Here is a 19343-nt window from a genome sequence, read left to right on the forward strand (position 1 = left end):
CGTCCGCTTCAGCGCTCACGGCCGCGTCCCGATCTGACTCGACCGGCGGGCCGCGACTGCCGGGCGATCTCGTGCAGTGCCGCGCGGTCGACCTTGCCATTGGCGGTCACCGGATACTGCGCCAGGCCGCGGACGATCTGCGGCACCATGTACGCGGGCAGCAGTTGACGCAACTGGGCGTGCACGCCCAGGGGGTCGTCCTCCGGTGGCCCCGACGGATGCGCGTCCGATCTCGGGACCTGATACACCAGCGCCAACCGCTGTGGCAGGCCCTCCAGGTTGGTCATCGGGAAGGCGATGCAGTTCCGGACGCCCGGTAGCGAGCCGGCCACCGACTCGATCTCGGCGAGCTCGATCCGTTGTCCGCTGATCTTGATCTGGCGATCACGCCGGCCGCGGTAGTGCAGGACGCCGTCGTCGTCCCAGACCCCCATGTCGCCGGTGCGGTAGAGACGCACCAGAAGCCCGTCGAGGTCGATGGTCGGGAACTTCTCCAGGGTCAGCTCGGGCTGCCCGAGGTAGCCGGTCGCCAGGCCCTGGCCGGCGATGCACAGCTCGCCCTCCTGACCGGGTTCGCAGCGTTGATCGCTCTTGTCGAGCAGCACCACGCTCGTACCCTGCACCGGTGTGCCGACCGGAATCCCCCCCGGCACATCGCAGTCCGCGGGCACCAGCCGCCGGAGAGTTGTGATCATGCAGCTCTCGGCTGGCCCGTACGCGTTCCAGAGCGGGAGGTCGGGATGGCGGCTGAGGAAAGCGCGCATGTGCTCCGGCGACGCCTTCTCGCCGCCGGTGTAGACGCGGGCGAGGCCGCCGAAGCAGTCCGGGGCCTCGTCGACGAACATGTTGAACACGGACGTGGTGATCCACAGCGTGTCGACGCCGTGCCTCGACACGATCTGGCGCAGCGTGTCGGGTAGCAGGTAGTTCTCCGGGATCAGCACCACGGTGCCGCCCGTCGTGAGCTGCCCCCACAGCTCGAAGGCGTACATGTCCCAGGCCAGCGCCGCTACCTGCGGGGTCGTGTGGCCAGGCCCAAAACCGTCGAGGCCCGGGGACCCGAAGAGCCGGGTCACCGCCTGGTGCGGTGACAACACACCCTTCGGTACGCCCGTCGTGCCGGACGTGAAGAAGACGGTCGCCGGCGCGTCCGGTGGCACCGGTGCCGGGTGGAACGGTCGTGCGCGCCGGGCCGCGCCGTCGATGCCGCCATCCGACGGTTGGTAGCGGTCGAACCGGCCGTCCCACTGGTTGTCCGTGCTGACGACCACCGCGGGCGCGATGAGGTCGAGGATGATCCTCTGCCGCTCCACCGGCCAGTTCGGGTCGAGATTCGTGTAGGCCGCCCCCGTCTTGAGCACACCCAACTGGAGCGCCACCATGTCCGGCGACCGATCCAACAGAATCGGCACGACCTGCCCCGGCCGGACACCGCGATCATGCAGGTCTACGGCGTAGTCGTTCGCGGCCGCGTCGAGCGTGCCGTAGCTGATCGTCCGGTCGTGCCAGACGAGTGCGGTGGCGTCCGGGTCACGCGCGGCCTGCCCGGCCACGGCGGCGTGGATCAGCGGCTGAGGGCTGGGATGACCGGTCATGCGTCGGCTGCCAGCTCTGGGCGCCAGCCGCGTCCGTCACGGTCAACCAGCTGTTCCGGATATCTGCTCATGGGGTTCCTCCGAGATAAGGGCGCGAATCCGCGCTTCGGCAACACGACAGCGAGAGGTGCTTCCATCCGTCATCGTCGGAAGGCGCCCCCGCCGGTGCTACTCACCCGTTGCGGCCGGCCCGACCCGCTCGCCAGTGGAAACATCGCTCAGGTATTCGTTGACAGCGCCGACCGAGGGGTTGCTGAAGAACTGTTTGAGAGACAGCTCCACGCCGAAGCGCTCGGTGATCTTCGCGATGAGAACCGCTGCCAGCAGAGAGTGGCCGCCCAGATCGAAGAAGCTGTCCCCGACTCCCACCTGGTCGACACCCAGCACCTGCGCGAACAACTCGCACAGACGCTCCTCCTGCGGCGACGCCACCCCGTCACGAACTGGAGCGCCGGAGTCCGGAGACGGTGACGTCAGCTCGTCCAGTTGCCCCGCGAACTCCAGGGTCCCGTCCGGACGCCACCGCACCAGGTCGCCGGTCCGGTACATCCGCTCACCCACGCCGAACGGGCACGCCACGAACTGCTGGGCCGTCCGCCCTGCCTGGCCCAGATATCCTCGCGCCAGCCCCGCACCCGCCACGTACAGCTCTCCGGAAACACCCGGCGGGACCGGCCGCAAGAGGTTGTCGAGCACGAAGACGCGCGTGTTCCAGATCGGACGTCCCATCGGCACGACAGCACCCGACTCATCGCCGACGCGGTGCGCGACGCTGCCGACGGTGCACTCCTCCGCTCCGTACTCCCGGTGGATCTCCGCACCGCCGTGCGACCAGTCGCGCGTCACCGAGGTGGGAAGTGTCTCGCCACCGATGACCAGCACCGTCTTTCGGTCCGCCGCCCGGTCCTCGTGCCCGGCCATTGCCCGCAGATCCGACGGCTTCAGCCGCACGGGAGACACCGGGCCCGCCGCGCCGTCCAGGAAGGCGGTCAGCGGCTCGCCGCCGACACCCTCCGGGATCAGCACGACCGTGCCCCCGGCCAGCAACGGCAACAGGATCGAACTGATGGCGAGGCCGGACGACAACCCGGGGCGAACCGGGGCCGCACTTTCCCCGTCGACCCGATAGGTGGCGCTCGCCCAGGCGCAGTAGTTGATGACGCCCCGATGGGTGACGGTAACGCCCGCAGGGGCACCCGCCACGCCAGAGGTGTAGACCACGTACGCCGGGTGGGTGTGCCGCAGCGCGGCGGTCCGCTCGTCGTCGCAGAGGGCAGTCCCCGGCACACTCGTCAGGGCGTCGCGCGTACCGGCGGCATCCAGGATCATGACCGGGGGGCCACCGGCCGCGGGCAGCCCGGCAGCAGTGGCGTGGGTATCGGTGATCACCACCGTCGGGCGAGCGTCAGTGAACATGAACTCGACCTCGCCCGCGGGCCGGTCCGGGTCGACCGGCAGGTGGGCCGCACCGGCCTTCAACACCGCCAGCAGCGCGATGACCAGAAGCTCACCGTGCGGCAGTGCGATCGCCACCGACTTCTCCGGGCCGGCGCCGAGAGCGACCAGATGGCGAGCGAGCTGGTTGGCCCGGTGGTCCAGCTCGGCGTAGGAGAGCTGGTTCCCGCCGCAGACCACCGCCGTGGCATCCGGCGTCCGGGCCGCCTGTTGTTGGAACAGCTGCGGCAGGGTGAGCCCGGGCACCGCCCGGCCGGTGTCGTTCCAGTCGTGCAGGATCCGCTGCCGCTCGTCATCCGCCAGCACCTCGTATTCGCCGACCGGGCGGGACGGGTCGTCGACGACCTGGCGCAGCAGTCGCGTGAGTCGTTCGGCGAGAGCCTCGACGGTCGATTCGTCGAAGAGGTCCTGCGCGTACTCGAAGGTGCCCCGGATACCCGCGGGCGAGCCGTCGGCGTCGTACAGCGGGCGGACGAAGAGCGACAGGTCGAACTTGGTCGTCTCGTGACCGAGCGGCGTGGGCTCGATCCGCAGGCCGGGCAGCTCCCACCTGCCCGTGTCCGCGTTGTCGGAGACGAGCATCACCTGGAACAACGAATGCCGGGACACCGAGCGGGCCGGATTGAGGATCTCGACCAGGCGCTCGAACGGCACGTCCTGGTTGGAGTAGGCGGCGAGGTCGGTCTCGCGGATGCGGGCCAGCAGCTCGGCGAAGGTCGGGTCGCCGCTCAGGTCGGCTCGCAGCACGAGGGTGTTGACGAAGAACCCGACCAGATCGTGGACCGCCTCGTCGGAGCGGCCGGCAACCGGCGTGCCGATCGGGATGTCGGTGCCCGCGCCGCAGCGGGACAGCAGCGCCGCCAGCCCGGCATGGAGCACCATGAACAGGGTCGTCCTGTGTTGGCGCGCCAACGTTGCCAGGTCGCTGTGCAGTTGGGCGTCCAGTGTCACCACGACCATGCCGCCGTGGTCGGTCGGTTCGACCGGCCGCGGGCGGTCGTACGGGAGTGCCAGTTCGTCGGGCAGGTCACGCAGAGCCGACGTCCAGTAGTTCACCTGTCCGGACAAGATGCTGCTCGCCTCACCGCTGTCGCCGAGCAGGCCGCGCTCCCACAGGGTGTAGTCCGCGTACTGCACCGGCAGCTCTGGCCACCCTGGCGCGTGGCCGCCCGTCCGGGCCCGGTACGCCTCGGCCAGATCGCGCACCAGGATGCCCATCGACCATCCGTCACAGGCGGTGTGATGGGTCATCAGCAACAGCACATGCTCCTGCGGCGCCAGCCGGAACAACCAGGCCCGGACCGGCAGCTGGGTCGCCAGGTCGAAGACGTGTCGCGTCGCCTGCTCCAGAAGGCTGGGCAGGGTCGCCTGGTCCGTCTCCACCACCGTCAGTTCCGGCGCCGCCTCGGCGGCGTCCACGATCTGCTGGTACGGCTGACCGGCCACCACCGGAAAGATCGTCCGCAGCGACTCATGTCGCCGGACCACGTCCCGCAGCGCCGACTCCAGTGCGCCCACATCCGGCGAGCCCTCAAGCCGCCAGGCGAACGGCATGTTGTAGACCGGGCTCGGCCCGCTGAGCCGGTCCAGGAACCACAGTCGCCGCTGAGCGAACGACAGCGGCAGACGCTCCGGCCGCGTCGTGGCCACCAGCCGGGGCCGGGAGTTGCCGGCCTCGTCCAGGGCTCTGGCCAGCTGCGCGACTGTCGGATTCGAGAACAGCGTACGGACCGCGACCTCCACGCCGAGCACCGCGCGGATGCGGCTGATCAGCCGGATGGCCCGAAGGGACTGGCCGCCCAGGTCGAAGAAGCTGTCCTCGACCCTCACCCGGTCGACGCCCAGCACCTGCGCGAACAACCCGCACAGGATCTCCTCCCGCGCGGTGGTCAGGTCCCCCAGTACGCCACCGGCGTCGAAGCGATTTGCCATGCTCATTCCCATCCTGGCTGGAACGAATCGATCCGCGCCGGCCACGCCATAGGTGGAATCAGCTGCCCGCTCATCGCGCGCAGCACTCTGGGAGCGTCACAGCCGCGCTACCGACGGCCATCTCCGCTCTTGCTCGACGACCGCCGCGCCGACCACTGTGGTGGGAAGCGTGGCCGGGCAGCGTGGCCGGGCAGCAAGCGCGAAGACGCGGCAAGCCGGCCGACCTGGAAATGTCGGCATAGCCGCTGATTCCGATATCGGCCCCTATGACGCAGCGCGGCCGCGGGACGCCTGCTAAGGAGAAACTCGATGGAGATTACGCAAGCGCCGCCCAGGGACGAGCTGGTCCGTCGCGCCTCTGAGCTTGTCCCGCTGCTGCGGGACAAGGCCGTCTGGATGGAGGAGAACCGACGGATCCACGACGACGTCGTCGACGCGATCACCGACGCCGGCATCCTGAAGATGCGGGTCCCGGTGCGCTACGGCGGCTACGAGTCGGACATGCGAACTGTCGTGGATGTCGTGGCGGAGCTCGGACGCGGCGACGGCTCGACCGCGTGGACGGTCGCGGTGTGGTCGATCAGCACCTGGATGACGGGGCTGTTCCCGGACGAGGTGCAGGACGAGGTGTTCGCAACCCCGGACGTGCGCATCAGCGGAATTCTCAGCCCCGGCGCGGTGGCCGTTCCGACCGAGGGCGGCTTCGTCATCAACGGTCGGTGGTCGTTCAACACCGGGGCCCAGCAGAGTACCTGGAACACGAACGCCGCTGTCACGCCGACCGGTGACGGCGGCTTCGCACCGATCATGGCGGCCATCCCGATCGCCGACCTGGAGATCGTCGACGACTGGCACACGTCGGGGCTGCGCGGCTCCGGCAGCATCACCACGATCGCGAAGGACGTCTTCATCCCGGCCGAGCGGGTCCTCCAGATGGGGCCGGTGCTGCAGGGTCAGCACCAGTCCCGGCTGAACGCCGACGCGAGGATTTTCAAGGCCCCCTTCATGCCGACCGCCTGCGCCACCATCAGCGCGCCGGCCCTTGGCCTTGCCAGGGCGGCGAAGGACGCCTTCCTCGAGCGACTGCCCGGCCGGAAGATCACCTACACCGCCTACGAGAACCAGGCCGAGGCACCGGTCACCCACCTGGAGGTCGCCGAGGCGATCACCAACATCGACGAGGTCGGCTTCCACGCCCACCGCGCGGCCGACATGATCGACAGCAAGGGCCAGGCGGGCGAGCCGTGGACGCTCGAGGAGCGGGCCCGCATACGGCTCGATCTGGGCGCCGCCTGCCAGCGGGCCAAGGAGGCGGTCGACATCCTGCACGGCGCGAGCGGCGGTTCGTCCATTCACACGGACGTGCCGATCCAGCGCATCCAGCGGGACGTACAGGCGCTCAACCTGCACGCCATCCTGCACCCGAAGACCAACCTGGAGCTGTACGGCCGGATTGTCTGCGGACTGGACAGCAACACGCCCTTCGTCTGACCGTCGCGTTCACCGGGGCCCGCACAGGGTGGCCGGTGACCGCGACCAGGAGCACCGCTCCGGAGTGCCGTCCGCAGCTCACCCACGAGGCCTGCGGATCAACCGTGGACAGCGGACGGCCTCCGGAGGCGTTCCCCGGCTCGGCCAGCCCAGTGTGCGTTTCCCCTGACTTGGGTCCGACGGTGGCTGGTCGACGATCCGGTGTCCCAGGCGTGCTCGACCCGCCGCTGGGATCCGGCTGAGGACTTCATTCATCAGGATCGGCCGCCTCAACCGCCGGTCATACTCGGAAAGGCGTCGTCGTGATGCTGGCATCAGTGTGTCCCGCAGCCGGTCAGACCTGGGAGTTGACCGAGGTTCCCAAGCCCGTGCCGGGTCCCGGCGAGGTGCTCATCCGCGTGCACGCGAGCGGTCTGTGTCGCAATGATGTGTGGCTCACCGACGGTACGTATCCGTTTCCGCCGATCGAACCGGTCATCGTCGGGCACGAGCCTGCCGGTGAGGTCGCCGAGGTCGGTCTCGGGGTGACCGCGCGCAAGGTCGGTGACCGGGTCGGCGCCACCTGGATCCAGAGCGGCTGCGGCTCGTGCGATCACTGCCGGCTCAACCTCCCGGTCACCGGCATCACCGGCATGAACTGCGACAACCCGGAGATGACCGGGCTGACCAGGGCCGGTGGCCACGCCGAGTACCTGGTGGTACCCGCGTCCTCCACGGTGCTGCTGCCGGACGAGCTGCCGTACGAGATGGCCGCGCCGCTGCTGTGCGCCGGGTACACCTCGTGGTCGGCGTTGCGGGCCGCGAATCCCCAGCCACACGAACGGGTCGCCGTGCTCGGCATCGGCGGCCTCGGCCACCTGGCCGTGCAGTTCAGCAAGGCCTGCGGCTTCGAGACCGTGGCCGTGACCCGTACGCCGGACAAGCACGAGGTCGCCCGCGAACTTGGGGCCGACCACGTGGTGTCCGACGGGGAGGCTCTCGCGGGCATCGGCGGCGCGGACGTCGTCGTCGTCGCAGGCACCTCGTACGAGGCCGCCGCCGAATGCCTCACGGGCCTTCGGGTCAATGGCCGCATGGTGCTCGCGACAATCGACCCGTCGGGTTCCTTCGCCATCGACCCGTCGCGACAGTTCTTCGCCAAGGGTCAGTCGATCCTCGGTGCCACCCACAACGGTCTCCCCTATCTCGTCGAGGCCCTCGACCTGGCAGCTCGCGGGGCCGTCACCCCCCATATCGAGGTCTTTCCCAAGGAGGAGATCGCCGAGGCGGTCGACCGGGTGGCCGCTGGAGAGGTTCGTTTCCGCGCCGTCGTCACCTACTGAGCGGGCGGCCGTTCCCCGCGCGGTGACCTCTCGGAACGTCGATCAGAACAGCATGCCCGCAACGGCGGACCACCACGCCTGCGGCAGCATTCAGCAAGAGGTGTCCCCGGGGCAGGTCATGCCATCGTCATCGATGAAGGTCGGTCATTTTCCGGCACGAGGCTGGTCTCACTGAGCAGCGAGGACGGCGTTATGCAGAACGAAGACCCTCCGGTTGTCATCGACACGTCCGGTGCCGATATCCACGGGGAGAATGCGCAGATTCGCGAGCGCGGGCCAGTCGCCCAGGTCGAGCTACCCAATGGCGTACGGGCGTGGTCGATCACCGGCTACGAAGCCGGTAGGCAGGCGCTGGGAGACCCGCGGATGTCCAAGGACGGGCATCAGCACTGGACCGCGTTCGTCGACGGCGAGGTCGACCCGAGCTTCCCCCTCATCGACTGGGCGCTCATGGACAACATGAACACGACGTACGGACAAGCGCACAGCAAAATGCGTGGGCTGGTGGCAAGAAGATTCACGCCGCGACGGATCGAGGCGATGCGGCCGACGATCGACGCGGCCGTCGCGGGCCTGTTGGCCGGTCTTTCCACCAGCCAGACCGGCTCGATCGTCGACCTCAAGGCGAGGTACGCGTATCCGCTCGCCGCCCACGTGATATTCGATGTCCTCGGTATTGCCGACGCGGCCCGGGGGACCATTCTGGGCGACGGCGAGGCGCAGGTCGACACGACCAAGACCGGCGAGGAGATAGCGGCGAGCGTCGAGCAGGGCCTCATGGAGATGGCCGATCTGGTCGAGGCAAAGCGCGGAAACCCGGCGGACGATCTCATGAGTGATCTGATCGCCGCCCAGGAGAAGGATGGCTCAGGGCTGCGCGACGCCGAGATTGTCGGCACGTTGTCGTTCCTGCTGGGGACCGGCACCGAAACCGTCACCAACCTGGTGATCAACTCGATTCTCGCACTACTCACCCATCCCGACCAGCTCGAGCTGATCAGGTCCGGGAACGCCTCGTGGCAGGACGCGATCGAGGAGACACTTCGCGTCGAGGCTCCGGTGGCACATCTGCCGTTTCGCTTTCCCACCGAGGATGTCCAGCTCGGCGACGTGACGATCGGCGCGGGCGAGCCGGTCCTCATGAACTTCGCCGCCATCGGACGCGATCCCGCCATCCACGGCGCGAGCGCCGGCTCCTACGACATCACCCGGCCGCGCAAGGACCACCTGTCCTTCGGTCACGGCGGGTACAGCTGCATTGGCAAGGCCCTGGGGCGGCTGGAGGCCGAGATCGCGGTCCCTGCGCTGTTTGCCCACTTCCCCGATCTTGCTCTCGCGGTTCCGGCGTCGGAGATCAAGCCGCAGAGCACATTCATCATGAACGGTCGGGACGAGTTGCCAGTCCTGCTGTCCGCGCCCGCTGCCGAGTCAGCGTGACTCCACCAACCACTCCCCTGGTGCGGGACCGCCTACGGGCCGCGGTGACGGATGCCGCGGCCCGCACGGCCGACCTGTTGTCGACGTTGCCCGCTCCCGCCGACCGCAACCCCGACCAGCAGAGCCGAGCCAGTGCGGCACACGGACACGCGCGCGCAGCGAGGCGCCAACTGCTGGACGCCCGAGCGGACCAGCTCTGTCGGGACATCGTCGGAGAGAGCCCACAGCGGCGGTCCCTGGCTGACCTGTCGTACCGGCTGGCCGACCTGGTTCCCGGCTTGACGCCGAACCGGGCGGAGATGGAGCGGGAACGTGGCCGTCGTCAAGCCGCCAAGGAGGGCTTCGAGATCGACCAGGGCATCGCGTACTCCGCGCTGCTCCGATCCGGTGCGGGCGGCGACCTGCTGCGCTCACAGCGACTGCCGACGGACGAGGCCCGCTCGCGGCTGCCGAAGTTCCAACGGACCGGCGTGGTCGAGATGCCGGTGGTGTCCGTGCGACGTACGGACGGGGTCGCCGAGATAACCGTCGCCAACCAGCGCTATCTCAACGCGGAGGACGAGCCCCTCGGTGAGCAGTTGGAGGTCGCTGTCGACCTGGCCCTCCTGGATCCGGGCGTACGCGTGGGCGTCGTGCGGGGCGCCGTCATGGAGCACCCGAGGTACGCCGGCCGTCGGGTCTTCAGCTCGGGAATCAACCTGACACTCCTGTGCGCTGGGCAGATCCCCTTCCTGGGCTTCGTCATGCAGCGGGAGATGGGCTACCTGAGCAAGATCCAGCGTGGCCTGTGGGACCCCCGGCAGGAGGTCGATCCGACGGCTCGGGGCGGCAAGCCATGGGTCGCCGTGGTCGACGGGTTCGCCATCGGCGGCGGCATGCAGCTGATGCTGACCTTCGACTACGTGATCGGCCTGGACACGGCCTACTTCACGTTGCCGGCGGCACGGGAGGGCATCGTGCCCGGTGCGGCCAATCTCAGGCTCGGCCGCCTCCTCGGCCCGAGGCTGGCTCGACAGGTTCTCCTGGGCGGAAGGCGGATAGCGGCCCGCGACCCGGTCGCCGCGCTGCTGTGCGACGTCGTCGTGGCGGAGGACGGCGTCGACGACGCGGTCGACGACGCGGTCCACGCCATGGACAACCCGGCCGTGGTGGCCAATCGGCACATGCTCACCGCCTTCGAGGAGACCGAGGACCAGTTCCGGGGCTACCTCGCCGAGTTCGCGGAAGTCCAAGTTCAGCGGCTGTACAGCCGGGACGTACTGCATCGGTTGGAGCAGCAGTGGATGCAACGGCAACGCTGATCACCGGGACGCACCTGCACGCTGATGATCTGCATCGCAGCGTGTCCAGCCGACAGGTCGCCGCCATGACCTTCCTCAACGAGATCGTGGCCGAGTTCCCCGACGCCATCTCGTTCGCGCCGGGCGCCCCCTACGAACCGTTCTTCGCCGACGTCGCGGTCGGTCCGCTGCTGGACACCTTCGTCGAGGCCCGACGTGCCGCCGGTTTCAGCGAGGAGGCGGTGCGCCGACACCTGTTCCAGTACGGCCCAAGCAAGGGGATCATCAACGACCTGGTTGCCGCCGCACTGCGGGCCGACGAGGGCATCGACGTCTCCCCGGAAGCGATTGTCATGACGGTCGGGTGTCAGGAGGCGCTGTTCCTCACCCTGCGTGTCCTTCATCCGCCGGGTGCCAGCCTGGCGGTCACTGATCCGTCCTACGTCGGCGTGGTCGCGGCGGCCGGTTCCCTGGACATCGCGGTTCACCCGGTGCCGGACGATGGCACCGGTCCCGACCTGGCGGCCCTCCGTACGGTGTCGGAGCGGGAGAGGGCAGCCGGCCGTCGCCTCCGCGCGCTGTACGTCTCCCCTGACTTCGCCAACCCGTCGGGAAACCGGCTCTCGCTCGCCGCCCGACATCGTCTGCTGGCGGAGGCGTCTGCCCTCGACCTCATCCTGATCGAGGACAATCCGTACGCGTTCACGGCCGCTTCGGACGACCGGCTGCCCAGCCTCAAGGCGCTCGATCGCGACGGTCGGGTGGTGCACACCGGCACCTTCGCGAAGGTGGCGGTGCCGGGTGCCCGGGTGGGCTACGTGGTGGCTGACCAGTGGGTCGAGTCGCGCTCGGGTCCGCCGGTGCGACTGGCGGCCATGATCGCCGCTGCCAAGAACGCGGTCACCCTGAACACGTCGCCTCTGGCTCAGGCCCTGATCGGCGGGCTTCTCATTCAACATGGGGGTTCCATCGCCGCCCTGGGCCAGCGAAAGGCGGCGCACCTGCGCGGCAACCGAGCCGTCCTCCTCGATCGGCTTGTCCACCACTTCGGCGAACCCGATCAGCCGAGCACCAGGGTTCGCTGGTGGGCTCCCGAAGGCGGCTACTTCGTCCAGGTCGAGCTCCCGGTCGAGGCCGATGACGCGCTGTTGCGGCATTCCGCGGAGACGTACGGCGTGCTCTGGACCCCGATGCGCGGCTTCCACCTCGGCGGGGGCGGCGAGCGCCGAATTCGGCTGTCGTGCTCCTCGCTCGAGCATCAGGAGATCGTCGAGGGCACCGGTCGGCTGGCTGACTTTGTCAACGCGTTGTAGAGGACACGCCGATCGCGCTCGGCGCGAACATGCCGCTGGGGCGGTCACTCCGGTCGCTCGGTTGCCGCGTCGATCACGACACAGGCGCCGAGGCTGGCGACGACAGCCGGTGACGGCGACGACCGGCGCCCAGGCGAAGGAGGAGCAATGAGCAACGACGTCTCGTCATCCGAGCGGCGGCCGACCGCCAGCCAACTCGCGTTGTATCTTGCCGAGCAGACGGCCTTCTGGGCCGGCGGCCTGCAACACTGCCGGGCGGTCCTGGTAGCGGGTGACGTGGTCCTTGCCGCCCTGGCCGCCGCATGCGCAGATCTCCAGCGTCGACACGCCGTGTTGCGACGCCACTTCCGTGACGTCGACGGAGAACCGCTGCTGGTTTCCAGCGATGGATGGCCGGTGGAGTTCATCGCCGGTGCTCCACGATCGTTGGGCGCCGCGCTCAGGGTTGCCGCGGTCGACGCGAGCCGTCATTTCGACCTGGACGACCGACCTGCGATCAGGGTTGGCGGGTATCCGGTGGAGGGCGGCAGGACGCTGGTGGTGCTGACCATCCACGCCGCGGTGGGCGGCCGGTCCGTGGCAGCGCGGCTGCTCGACGAGCTGGGTGAGCGGTATCCGTCAGCACTCGCCGGCCCGCCCTGGCCGTCGAACGACATGCCTGCCGTGGAGCAGGGCAGCCCGGGCCGCGTCGTCGGGAGTGTCGCCACGCTCGACGGCGTCTCTCGTGCCGTGCTGGCACACAGGCCGATCACGTGGCCCGTCAGCCGTGGCCGCGGGCGCGGTCATGGCCGGTCGATCACGACGGCCTGGTGGCTGGAGGAGAGTCACACCGCCCTCCTGCGGGCGTTTGCCGACCGCGTGGGCGTCTCCGTGGCCACAGTCCTGCGGAGTGCCCTACGCATCCTTCTCCTCCGGGAGACCGGCGAGCGGGACATCCTGCTCGGCTCACCCAAACCCACCCGCATCGGCGACGTTGCTGTCGCAGCCGACGACATCCAGATCTTGCGACACGCTCTCGACCCGCACACCTCGGTCGTCGACACGCTCCAGGCCGAGCACACCATGGCGGCGCAGCCGGTCGACCACCCCGACGTGCTGAACGCGGTGCTCTCGCGGGCGCTGCGACCGGAACAGAGCGACGGGCTCGAAGTCCAGGTCGGCTTCCGGTGCGACACCGGAGCCGAACCGCCCACCACCTGGGCCGGAATGGTGGCACGGGACATCGACCTGCCGGTGGCGCACTCACCGTACGAACTCGAATTTGCCGTTGCCGTCGGTGACGACGGCATTGTCGGCGAGTGGCGAGGCGCGGTCGGGCTGTTCGACGAGCAGACCCTCGATCGGATGGGGCGCAGCTACTCGACCCTGCTGCATGGCCTCGTACAGTGCCCGGCCAGGCCGATCGGCGAACTCGACGTGATCCATCCGACCGACCGGACGCGGCTGGCCAAGTGGGAGGCCCCGACCTCGGGCGCCAGCGGTGAGGACACGCTTGTCGAGCTGGTCGGTCGTTGGATCCGGCGGACGCCCGACCGGCCGGCGGTGGTGATGGCCGACGTCGTGCACACCTACTCGGAGCTGGACGCCGCGGCGACCCGGATAGCAGCCGCGTTGGGCACGCTTCGACTTCCGCCCGAATCACCGATCGGCATCCTCGTCGCCCGTCGTGTGGAGCTGCCGGCGATCCTGCTCGGAGTTGCCCGAGCCGGTCTGGCCGCCGTACCCATGGATCCGGACCATCCCACCGAGCGCCTGTCCTACATCGTCGGCGACAGCGGATGCGGCGGGGTGATCACCGATGACGCCCTGCCGATCGAACGGGTGACAGCGCTCGGCGTACCGGTGGTGTCGCTGTCCGACCTGCTGGCGGCCGACCCGGCACCGCCCGGCCGACCGCCGCACCCGGATTCACTGGCCTACGTGCTGTACACCTCCGGATCCACCGGACGTCCGAAGGGCGTCGCGGTGACCCATCGCGGCCTGGCCAACTGCCTGGTCGCCACCCGGCAGCTGCTCGACTTCCAGCCGGCCCAGTCGCTGCTCGCGGTGACCACGATCTCCTTCGACATCGCGATGCTGGAGACGTTCCTCGCCCTGACCAGCGGCGGACGGACGATTCTGGCGACCAGCGCCCAGGCACGCAACGGAGCGGAGTTGCAGGCTGTCCTGGCACGGCATCGGCCCGACGTCATGCAGGCCACGCCGATGACCTGGCGCATCCTCTTCGCGACGGGTTGGCCCGGCGACCCGGAGTTGATCGTGTCGTGCGGAGGCGACGTCGTCTCGCCGGAGCTGGCCAGCCGGTTGGTCAGCTGTACGAAGGAGTTCTGGCACACCTACGGGCCCACGGAGGCCTCGATGTACGCGGTGTGCGAACGGCTGCCGCGAGACCCGCAGATGTCCATCGTGCCGGTCGGTCGCCCGTTGCCCGGTGTCTGGCTGCGCATCCTCGATGCCGCAGGTTCGCCCGTGCCGCCTGGTGTGGTCGGCGAGCTCTATCTCGGCGGTGTCGGTGTGGCGCGGGGTTACATCGGTGCCCCGGCGCAGACCGCCGAGCGCTTCGTGCCCGATCCGACCAGCGAAGGCGGCCGGCTCTACCGCACCGGTGACCTCGCCCGGTGGCGCGCCGACGGTCGGCTGGAGCTGCGAGGACGCAACGACCGTCAGGTCAAGATACGCGGGCATCGCATCGAACCGGACGAGATCGAGAGCGTCCTCAGCGGGCACCCGGACATCGCGTTCGCCGCGACCGTGGTGGCCGGCCACGATCGCGACAGCAGGAACATCGTGGCGTTCCTCCAGCCACGACAGTCAGGGGCCGTCCAGGACCTGGTGAGCCGGGTCGCTGCGCATGCCCGCCAGGCGTTGCCGGCGTACATGGTGCCGTCCTCGTACGCCCTGCTCAGCACGATGCCACTGACCGCGACCGGCAAGATCGATCGGGCGGCACTGGCCCGTATCAAGCCACCACGACGCAACGTCGTCGAGAGCGATCCGGAAGCACGCTGGATGTCCGAGGCATGGCAATACGTTTCCGGGGGCAGCGCCAGCCGCGACGACGACCCTGGTCAGCTCGCCGGAGACCTGCGACTCGCCTGGAAGCTTCGCGCCCACGTACGGCGCGAGTTGGGCGTCCAGCTTCGTCTGGACGACATCGTAGCCGCGGCCACCGCAGCCGATCTGGCACAGCGGATCCGGCAGCTTCGGCTCGCCGCCGGCGTACCGCCGCTGCGCTGGTCTGGTCGTGCGGATCGGTCCGCGCTGGTGCTCCTGCAGGGTGACGAGGCCTGGCCGGCGCAGGCCGTGGCGGATTTCGAGCGCTGGTTCAAGGTGTCGATCCTCGACATCGCCGACGGGCGGTGCCCGCAGGACGTGCCGGCACGGCTGGCGACGATTGATGCTCCGGGCGCGGCCGTGCTGGCAGCGCGCGGTGAACTGGTGACAGTGGCGGCCGACATCGCCCACACCGTCCGCGAGCGGATCGGCGTCGGGCCGAAGGTGCTCGCGGTCGAACCATCCGCGCCGAGCGAACCGCACCCGCCGGGGCATGCGCCGCAGTGGGTGGTGAGCCGCGACCACGCCCTGCTCCGCTCCTGGCGGGCGGCGGCAGAGGACACCGACCTCGTGCTGTTGGCGGTGGAGCCGGATGCGCCGACGGACTGGACGATGCTGGCATCCGTGGTCACCGGAATGGGTTGATCTGCACCGCTGACGCAACCTCCGGCAGCGGCGTCGCGACCACGACAATCGGCCGGGATCAGGCAACCGCGAAGTGGTCGACGGCGGCACGGAGGGACGAAGGTGGAGGCGTGGAGGCGACCAGTCGTCCGCGTTTCGAACGGATGGGCGGAAGACTCCCTTCACCCCCGTACGAGGAACTCCGCACCATTACATCCGGCAGCGGCGATCGTCGGTAAACCAGAGATGGATGGTCAATGACCGCGAACATGAAAACCGCCGAACCCGACCTCCCCACTCCGCCCGAACCGGGGCTCACGCCGGATCAGGTGATAGCGAGGGCCGAGGCGATGGTGCCCGAACTCGTGAAACGCCAAGGTGAGGCGGAGGAACGCGGTTTCTACGCCGAGGACATCCACGAACGCTTCGCCCGAAACGGCTTCTACCGAATTCTGGTGCCCCGTCGTTACGGCGGATACGAATTCGGCGTGGAGACCTTCCTGCGCGTCGCCATGACCCTGGTACGGGGATGCGCCTCGACCGGCTGGATGTACAGCCTCGGGGCCTCGCACGCGCTCATGGCCGCGACGTTGTTCGACGAGCGGGCGCAGGCGGAGCTCTTCAGCGGCGGCGACTTCATCTGCCCCAGTACCGCGGTCCCCAGCGGATCAGCCGTCCCCGCTGCCGGTGGCGGATGGACGGTCAACGGCACCTGGTCGTACTGCTCCGGAGCGCCGTACGGCACCCACTTCATGGCACACGCGATGATGCCCGCGGACAATGGGAACCCCCCGGAGACGCTGCTCTTCGTCGCGCCGCAGGACCAGTGGGTGCGACTGGACGACTGGGGACAGCTCATGGGCCTGCGGGGCAGTGGCTCGCACAGCATCACGATGAGGAACAGCCACATCCCCGACCACCTGGCGCAACCTGGCGTGCGGATCGTCGACCACGACGCGACGTCGGGCACGCCGGGCCGGACCCTGCACGGCAACCCGGAGTACGGCGGCACGCAGCATGCCTTCATCAGCCTCCTCAACTGCTCCATGGCGGTAGGCATGGCGCGGGGAGCGCTGGACACGTACGAGGACCTGCTCCGCGACCGGACGACCCTGGTGCCACCGGTGGTGCCCCGCTATCAGGACCCGGACTACCAGATGTGGTACAGCGAAGCCGTCGGGATGATCGGCACCGCCGAGGGCGCCCTGCTGAGCGCGATCCAGCAGTGGCATCGCACGGCGGCCCAGGGTCCGGCCGCGGCGACCAGGGAGTCGGATCTGCGCCTCTCGGCCGTCTGCCGACACGCCGCCAACCTGTGTTGGGAGGCGATGTCGAAGTACATCATCCCCACGGCGGGCTCGAGTGCGCTGCGGCAGGGTGAGCGCCTGGAGCGGGTGTGGCGGGACATGTCCACGCTGCGCACCCACGCCGGGCTCTCGATCCTGTTGCCCACGGTCGCCCTGCGCGAGCTCGCCAAGAGCCTGGCGAGCTGACACCCCACTGCCGCTTCGCCCGTCCGCACCGGTGACGCCGGGCGGACGGGTCGTCCTCCGCCCAGCACGGACGATCCCCGCTCAGCGCGTGGAGGGTTGTTCGAGCGTGCCACCGCCGCCGTTGGGGCGCGCCCGAACAACCTCGCGGTGTCCGCTGGTGGGAGTGGTCGGGTGCGGGCCACGGCATGCAGGGGTCGACGGCCGCCGGGCAAACCCGGCTTCGCGGCGAACCCGACGTGGTCGGGGACGCCGGCGGCGAAACCGTCGGGCCGGTCGCATCCACGACGCCGTCGGCAGGTCGAGCCGACGGCGGTCCACGCGCTGGCAGACAGCCCTCGCACGATCTTCGAACGGCCCAAAGCCGCCCCTGGCGGCCGCGCCGGCGGAGCGCGGGAATGGGTCAGCACCGCCCGGCGGGAAACTCCCAGCGCCTGGCGGTGCTGTCCATCGAGGTCAGAGTCGGACGCGGTCGGTTTCAACCGCAGGCACCTGATCAGGATCTCCGGCCGCCCCCGCTGTGACAGCCACGATTGTCAGCCCCGGTCACGACGTCCCCCGTTCAAGTCGCTCGGGCCCGTCGCGGATGATGTCGAGGAAGTGTTGCTGGATGTCGTCGACAAGGCTGGCGTCGTGCTTGTCGGTCCGCACCTGGAAGCCGATGTGAAGCCCCTCCGGAGTCGGCGTCACCATGAGCATCACGACGAAGAAGGTCTTCGTGGCAAACGCGGTGCCCTCGGTCACGAGTGCCCCGTCAACGCCACCGAGGCTGAGGCTGGGTGTCGAGTTGTAGTTCAGAGCGACCATCCGGTCGAGCGGGATCACTCCCTCGGATCCGCTGAGCGCGTCTGCCAGATCCTTCGGGGCGACGAGAGCGTCGCGGGCAGCCATCGCCTGCTGATACGACCCGCGGACTCGCGCGAGGAGGTGCGAGCCTGACCGGGACGGGGCATTCGGGCGCAGCAGAATCGTGCCGACCCGGTTGGTGATGGTCCTGTCGATCACCTCGCCGGAATTGTTCGCGATCGGGACCATCACCGCGAAATCTGGCGACGCACCCGCCCGGACGAGGGACTCCACGTACACCGCCGCGATACCCACGGATGGCGGCATGCCGTTGGCCCGGGCGTAGTCGTTCCAGGACCGCAGGTCCGACTCCGGTACCCGGAAGCTGCGCAGGACGGCCGGACCTGCGGCTGAGTACCGCGAGCCGTCATGCATGAGGGGCACCGTCACCGCCCCGTCGCGATGGCTGGGAAACTGGCAGGCCGGTAGTTCACGGAGCTCGTCGCGCCAGTACTGGCGCTGTGCCTCGATGTCCGACGACGCGAGCTGGTGCCGGAAGTCGCAGGCCATCTCGGCCAGCGAGGCGGTTCGGCCCGGCCACTGCGGCGCCCTCCCGGCCACCCGCGCCGCGTAGGCAACCGGCAGCTCTCCGGTCAAGATGTCCCACGAACGACCATCGAACCCCGAGTGGTCCACGGCCACCCCGAACAGGGTGCGCCCGGTCTGCCCGTTGCGTACGAGCACGCACCGCCAGACCTTCCCCTCGTCGACCCTGAGCGGCGTCCGCATCGCCCGCCTGAGCGCTTCGGTCGCAGCCTTGTCACTGGCCTCCTCGGCCAACCGGTGAAACTCCACCCGTCCCGGATCGGCCGGCACTTCCGCCAGGCCGAGATCCGGCCCGCTGAGGTACCGGGCGTGCAGCGCCTGGTGACGGCGATGGACATCGGTCGCGGCACTCTCCAGAGCCGCCGCATCGATTTCGCCGTCGAACCACCAGGCAATCTCGACCACGATCTTCTGCGGAACAGACTCCGCCTGAATCGGCGAGATGGCCACGAGTTCGTCGCCTTCGGCCCCGGAAGGCCCGGCGGGGACGTCCTGCTCGTTGCTCACCGAGCCGCGAGCGGAGTCGATCCACGCTGCGAGCTGGGCAACGGTGGGAGTCCGGAAGACCTGGGTGAACCTGACACGTACCCCGGTCATCTGCTCCAGCCGGGCACAGGCGACTGTCACCCACACCGAGTCGAGTCCGAGATCGAAGACGGAGGCCGTGCGCGGCAGGCCGGGGACATTGAGCATCTCGGCGAAGAGGCGCTCGACCATGACCTCCGTCTCGCCTTGCGGGCGCTCGTCCCCGACAACGCCCGACCACGGAGCGGTGTCGGAGGTTTCCAGGGCTTCTTGCTGCGTCATTTCCACTCCTCGGAGGGGATAGGAAGGGCCGGCAACCACGGTTGCCCAGAGGCTGAGGATCGCTCCACCTGCTGCGGCCTCGCACCTCTCTTGTTGCCCAGCGGCCTGCACCGTGCGGTCGCTGACCGAGGCGAGGGCAATCCCTGAGGTG

The 19343-nt window shown here is 69.2% G+C and carries 10 protein-coding genes; 7 read left to right on the plus strand and 3 right to left on the minus strand.

Going from position 1 to position 19343, the window contains the following annotated elements:
* Nucleotides 1-8 precede the first annotated feature (8 nt).
* The gene (locus ABGB10_RS20150) at nt 9-1595 is read right to left on the minus strand and encodes an amino acid adenylation domain-containing protein (RefSeq protein WP_347662399.1); all 1587 of its coding nucleotides are present in this window, start codon (nt 1593-1595) and stop codon (nt 9-11) included.
* A gap of 168 nt (nt 1596-1763) precedes the next feature.
* Entirely contained in the window at nt 1764-4982 is a 3219-nt protein-coding gene (locus ABGB10_RS20155) for a condensation domain-containing protein (protein WP_347662400.1), read from the minus strand.
* A 309-nt stretch (nt 4983-5291) separates the two neighbouring features.
* Here ABGB10_RS20155 and ABGB10_RS20160 point away from each other — a divergent pair, with 309 nt between their 5' ends.
* The 7 genes from ABGB10_RS20160 to ABGB10_RS20190 all read left to right on the plus strand — a co-directional run bounded on the left by ABGB10_RS20160 (nt 5292) and on the right by ABGB10_RS20190 (nt 16996).
* Nucleotides 5292-6473: an acyl-CoA dehydrogenase family protein gene (locus ABGB10_RS20160; RefSeq protein ID WP_347662401.1), complete on the plus strand. Its 1182-nt coding sequence runs from the start codon at nt 5292-5294 to the stop codon at nt 6471-6473.
* A 305-nt stretch (nt 6474-6778) separates the two neighbouring features.
* Entirely contained in the window at nt 6779-7795 is a 1017-nt protein-coding gene (locus ABGB10_RS20165) for an alcohol dehydrogenase catalytic domain-containing protein (protein ID WP_347662516.1), read from the plus strand.
* A gap of 192 nt (nt 7796-7987) precedes the next feature.
* Nucleotides 7988-9232, plus strand: coding sequence for a cytochrome P450 (locus ABGB10_RS20170; RefSeq protein ID WP_347662402.1), 1245 nt, complete (start codon nt 7988-7990; stop codon nt 9230-9232).
* Nucleotides 9229-10533 (plus strand): enoyl-CoA hydratase/isomerase family protein, encoded by a 1305-nt coding sequence (locus ABGB10_RS20175; protein ID WP_347662403.1) that lies wholly within the window; start codon nt 9229-9231, stop codon nt 10531-10533. Before ABGB10_RS20170 ends, ABGB10_RS20175 begins: the two co-directional genes overlap by 4 nt.
* Nucleotides 10512-11825 (plus strand): PLP-dependent aminotransferase family protein, encoded by a 1314-nt coding sequence (locus ABGB10_RS20180; RefSeq protein ID WP_347662404.1) that lies wholly within the window; start codon nt 10512-10514, stop codon nt 11823-11825. The genes ABGB10_RS20175 and ABGB10_RS20180 overlap by 22 nt, the downstream gene beginning before the upstream one ends.
* 147 nt (nt 11826-11972) lie before the next feature.
* The gene (locus tag ABGB10_RS20185; protein WP_347662405.1) at nt 11973-15524 is read left to right on the plus strand and encodes an amino acid adenylation domain-containing protein; all 3552 of its coding nucleotides are present in this window, start codon (nt 11973-11975) and stop codon (nt 15522-15524) included.
* A gap of 236 nt (nt 15525-15760) precedes the next feature.
* Nucleotides 15761-16996: an acyl-CoA dehydrogenase family protein gene (locus ABGB10_RS20190; RefSeq protein WP_347662406.1), complete on the plus strand. Its 1236-nt coding sequence runs from the start codon at nt 15761-15763 to the stop codon at nt 16994-16996.
* A 543-nt stretch (nt 16997-17539) separates the two neighbouring features.
* Here ABGB10_RS20190 and ABGB10_RS20195 read toward each other — a convergent pair.
* Entirely contained in the window at nt 17540-19192 is a 1653-nt protein-coding gene (locus ABGB10_RS20195) for a condensation domain-containing protein (RefSeq protein ID WP_347662407.1), read from the minus strand.
* Nucleotides 19193-19343 lie beyond the last annotated feature (151 nt).

It is taken from the genome of Micromonospora sp. B9E7 (genome assembly GCF_039871815.1).
Lineage (GTDB): Bacteria > Actinomycetota > Actinomycetes > Mycobacteriales > Micromonosporaceae > Micromonospora.

Coding starts and splice junctions, on each gene's coding strand:
- ABGB10_RS20150 (WP_347662399.1), bottom strand. CDS start 1,595: ATGACCGGTCATCCCAGCCCTCAGCCGCTGATCCACGCCGCCGTGGCC.
- ABGB10_RS20155 (WP_347662400.1), bottom strand. CDS start 4,982: ATGGCAAATCGCTTCGACGCCGGTGGCGTACTGGGGGACCTGACCACC.
- ABGB10_RS20160 (WP_347662401.1), top strand. CDS start 5,292: ATGGAGATTACGCAAGCGCCGCCCAGGGACGAGCTGGTCCGTCGCGCC.
- ABGB10_RS20165 (WP_347662516.1), top strand. CDS start 6,779: ATGCTGGCATCAGTGTGTCCCGCAGCCGGTCAGACCTGGGAGTTGACC.
- ABGB10_RS20170 (WP_347662402.1), top strand. CDS start 7,988: ATGCAGAACGAAGACCCTCCGGTTGTCATCGACACGTCCGGTGCCGAT.
- ABGB10_RS20185 (WP_347662405.1), top strand. CDS start 11,973: ATGAGCAACGACGTCTCGTCATCCGAGCGGCGGCCGACCGCCAGCCAA.
- ABGB10_RS20190 (WP_347662406.1), top strand. CDS start 15,761: ATGACCGCGAACATGAAAACCGCCGAACCCGACCTCCCCACTCCGCCC.
- ABGB10_RS20195 (WP_347662407.1), bottom strand. CDS start 19,192: ATGACGCAGCAAGAAGCCCTGGAAACCTCCGACACCGCTCCGTGGTCG.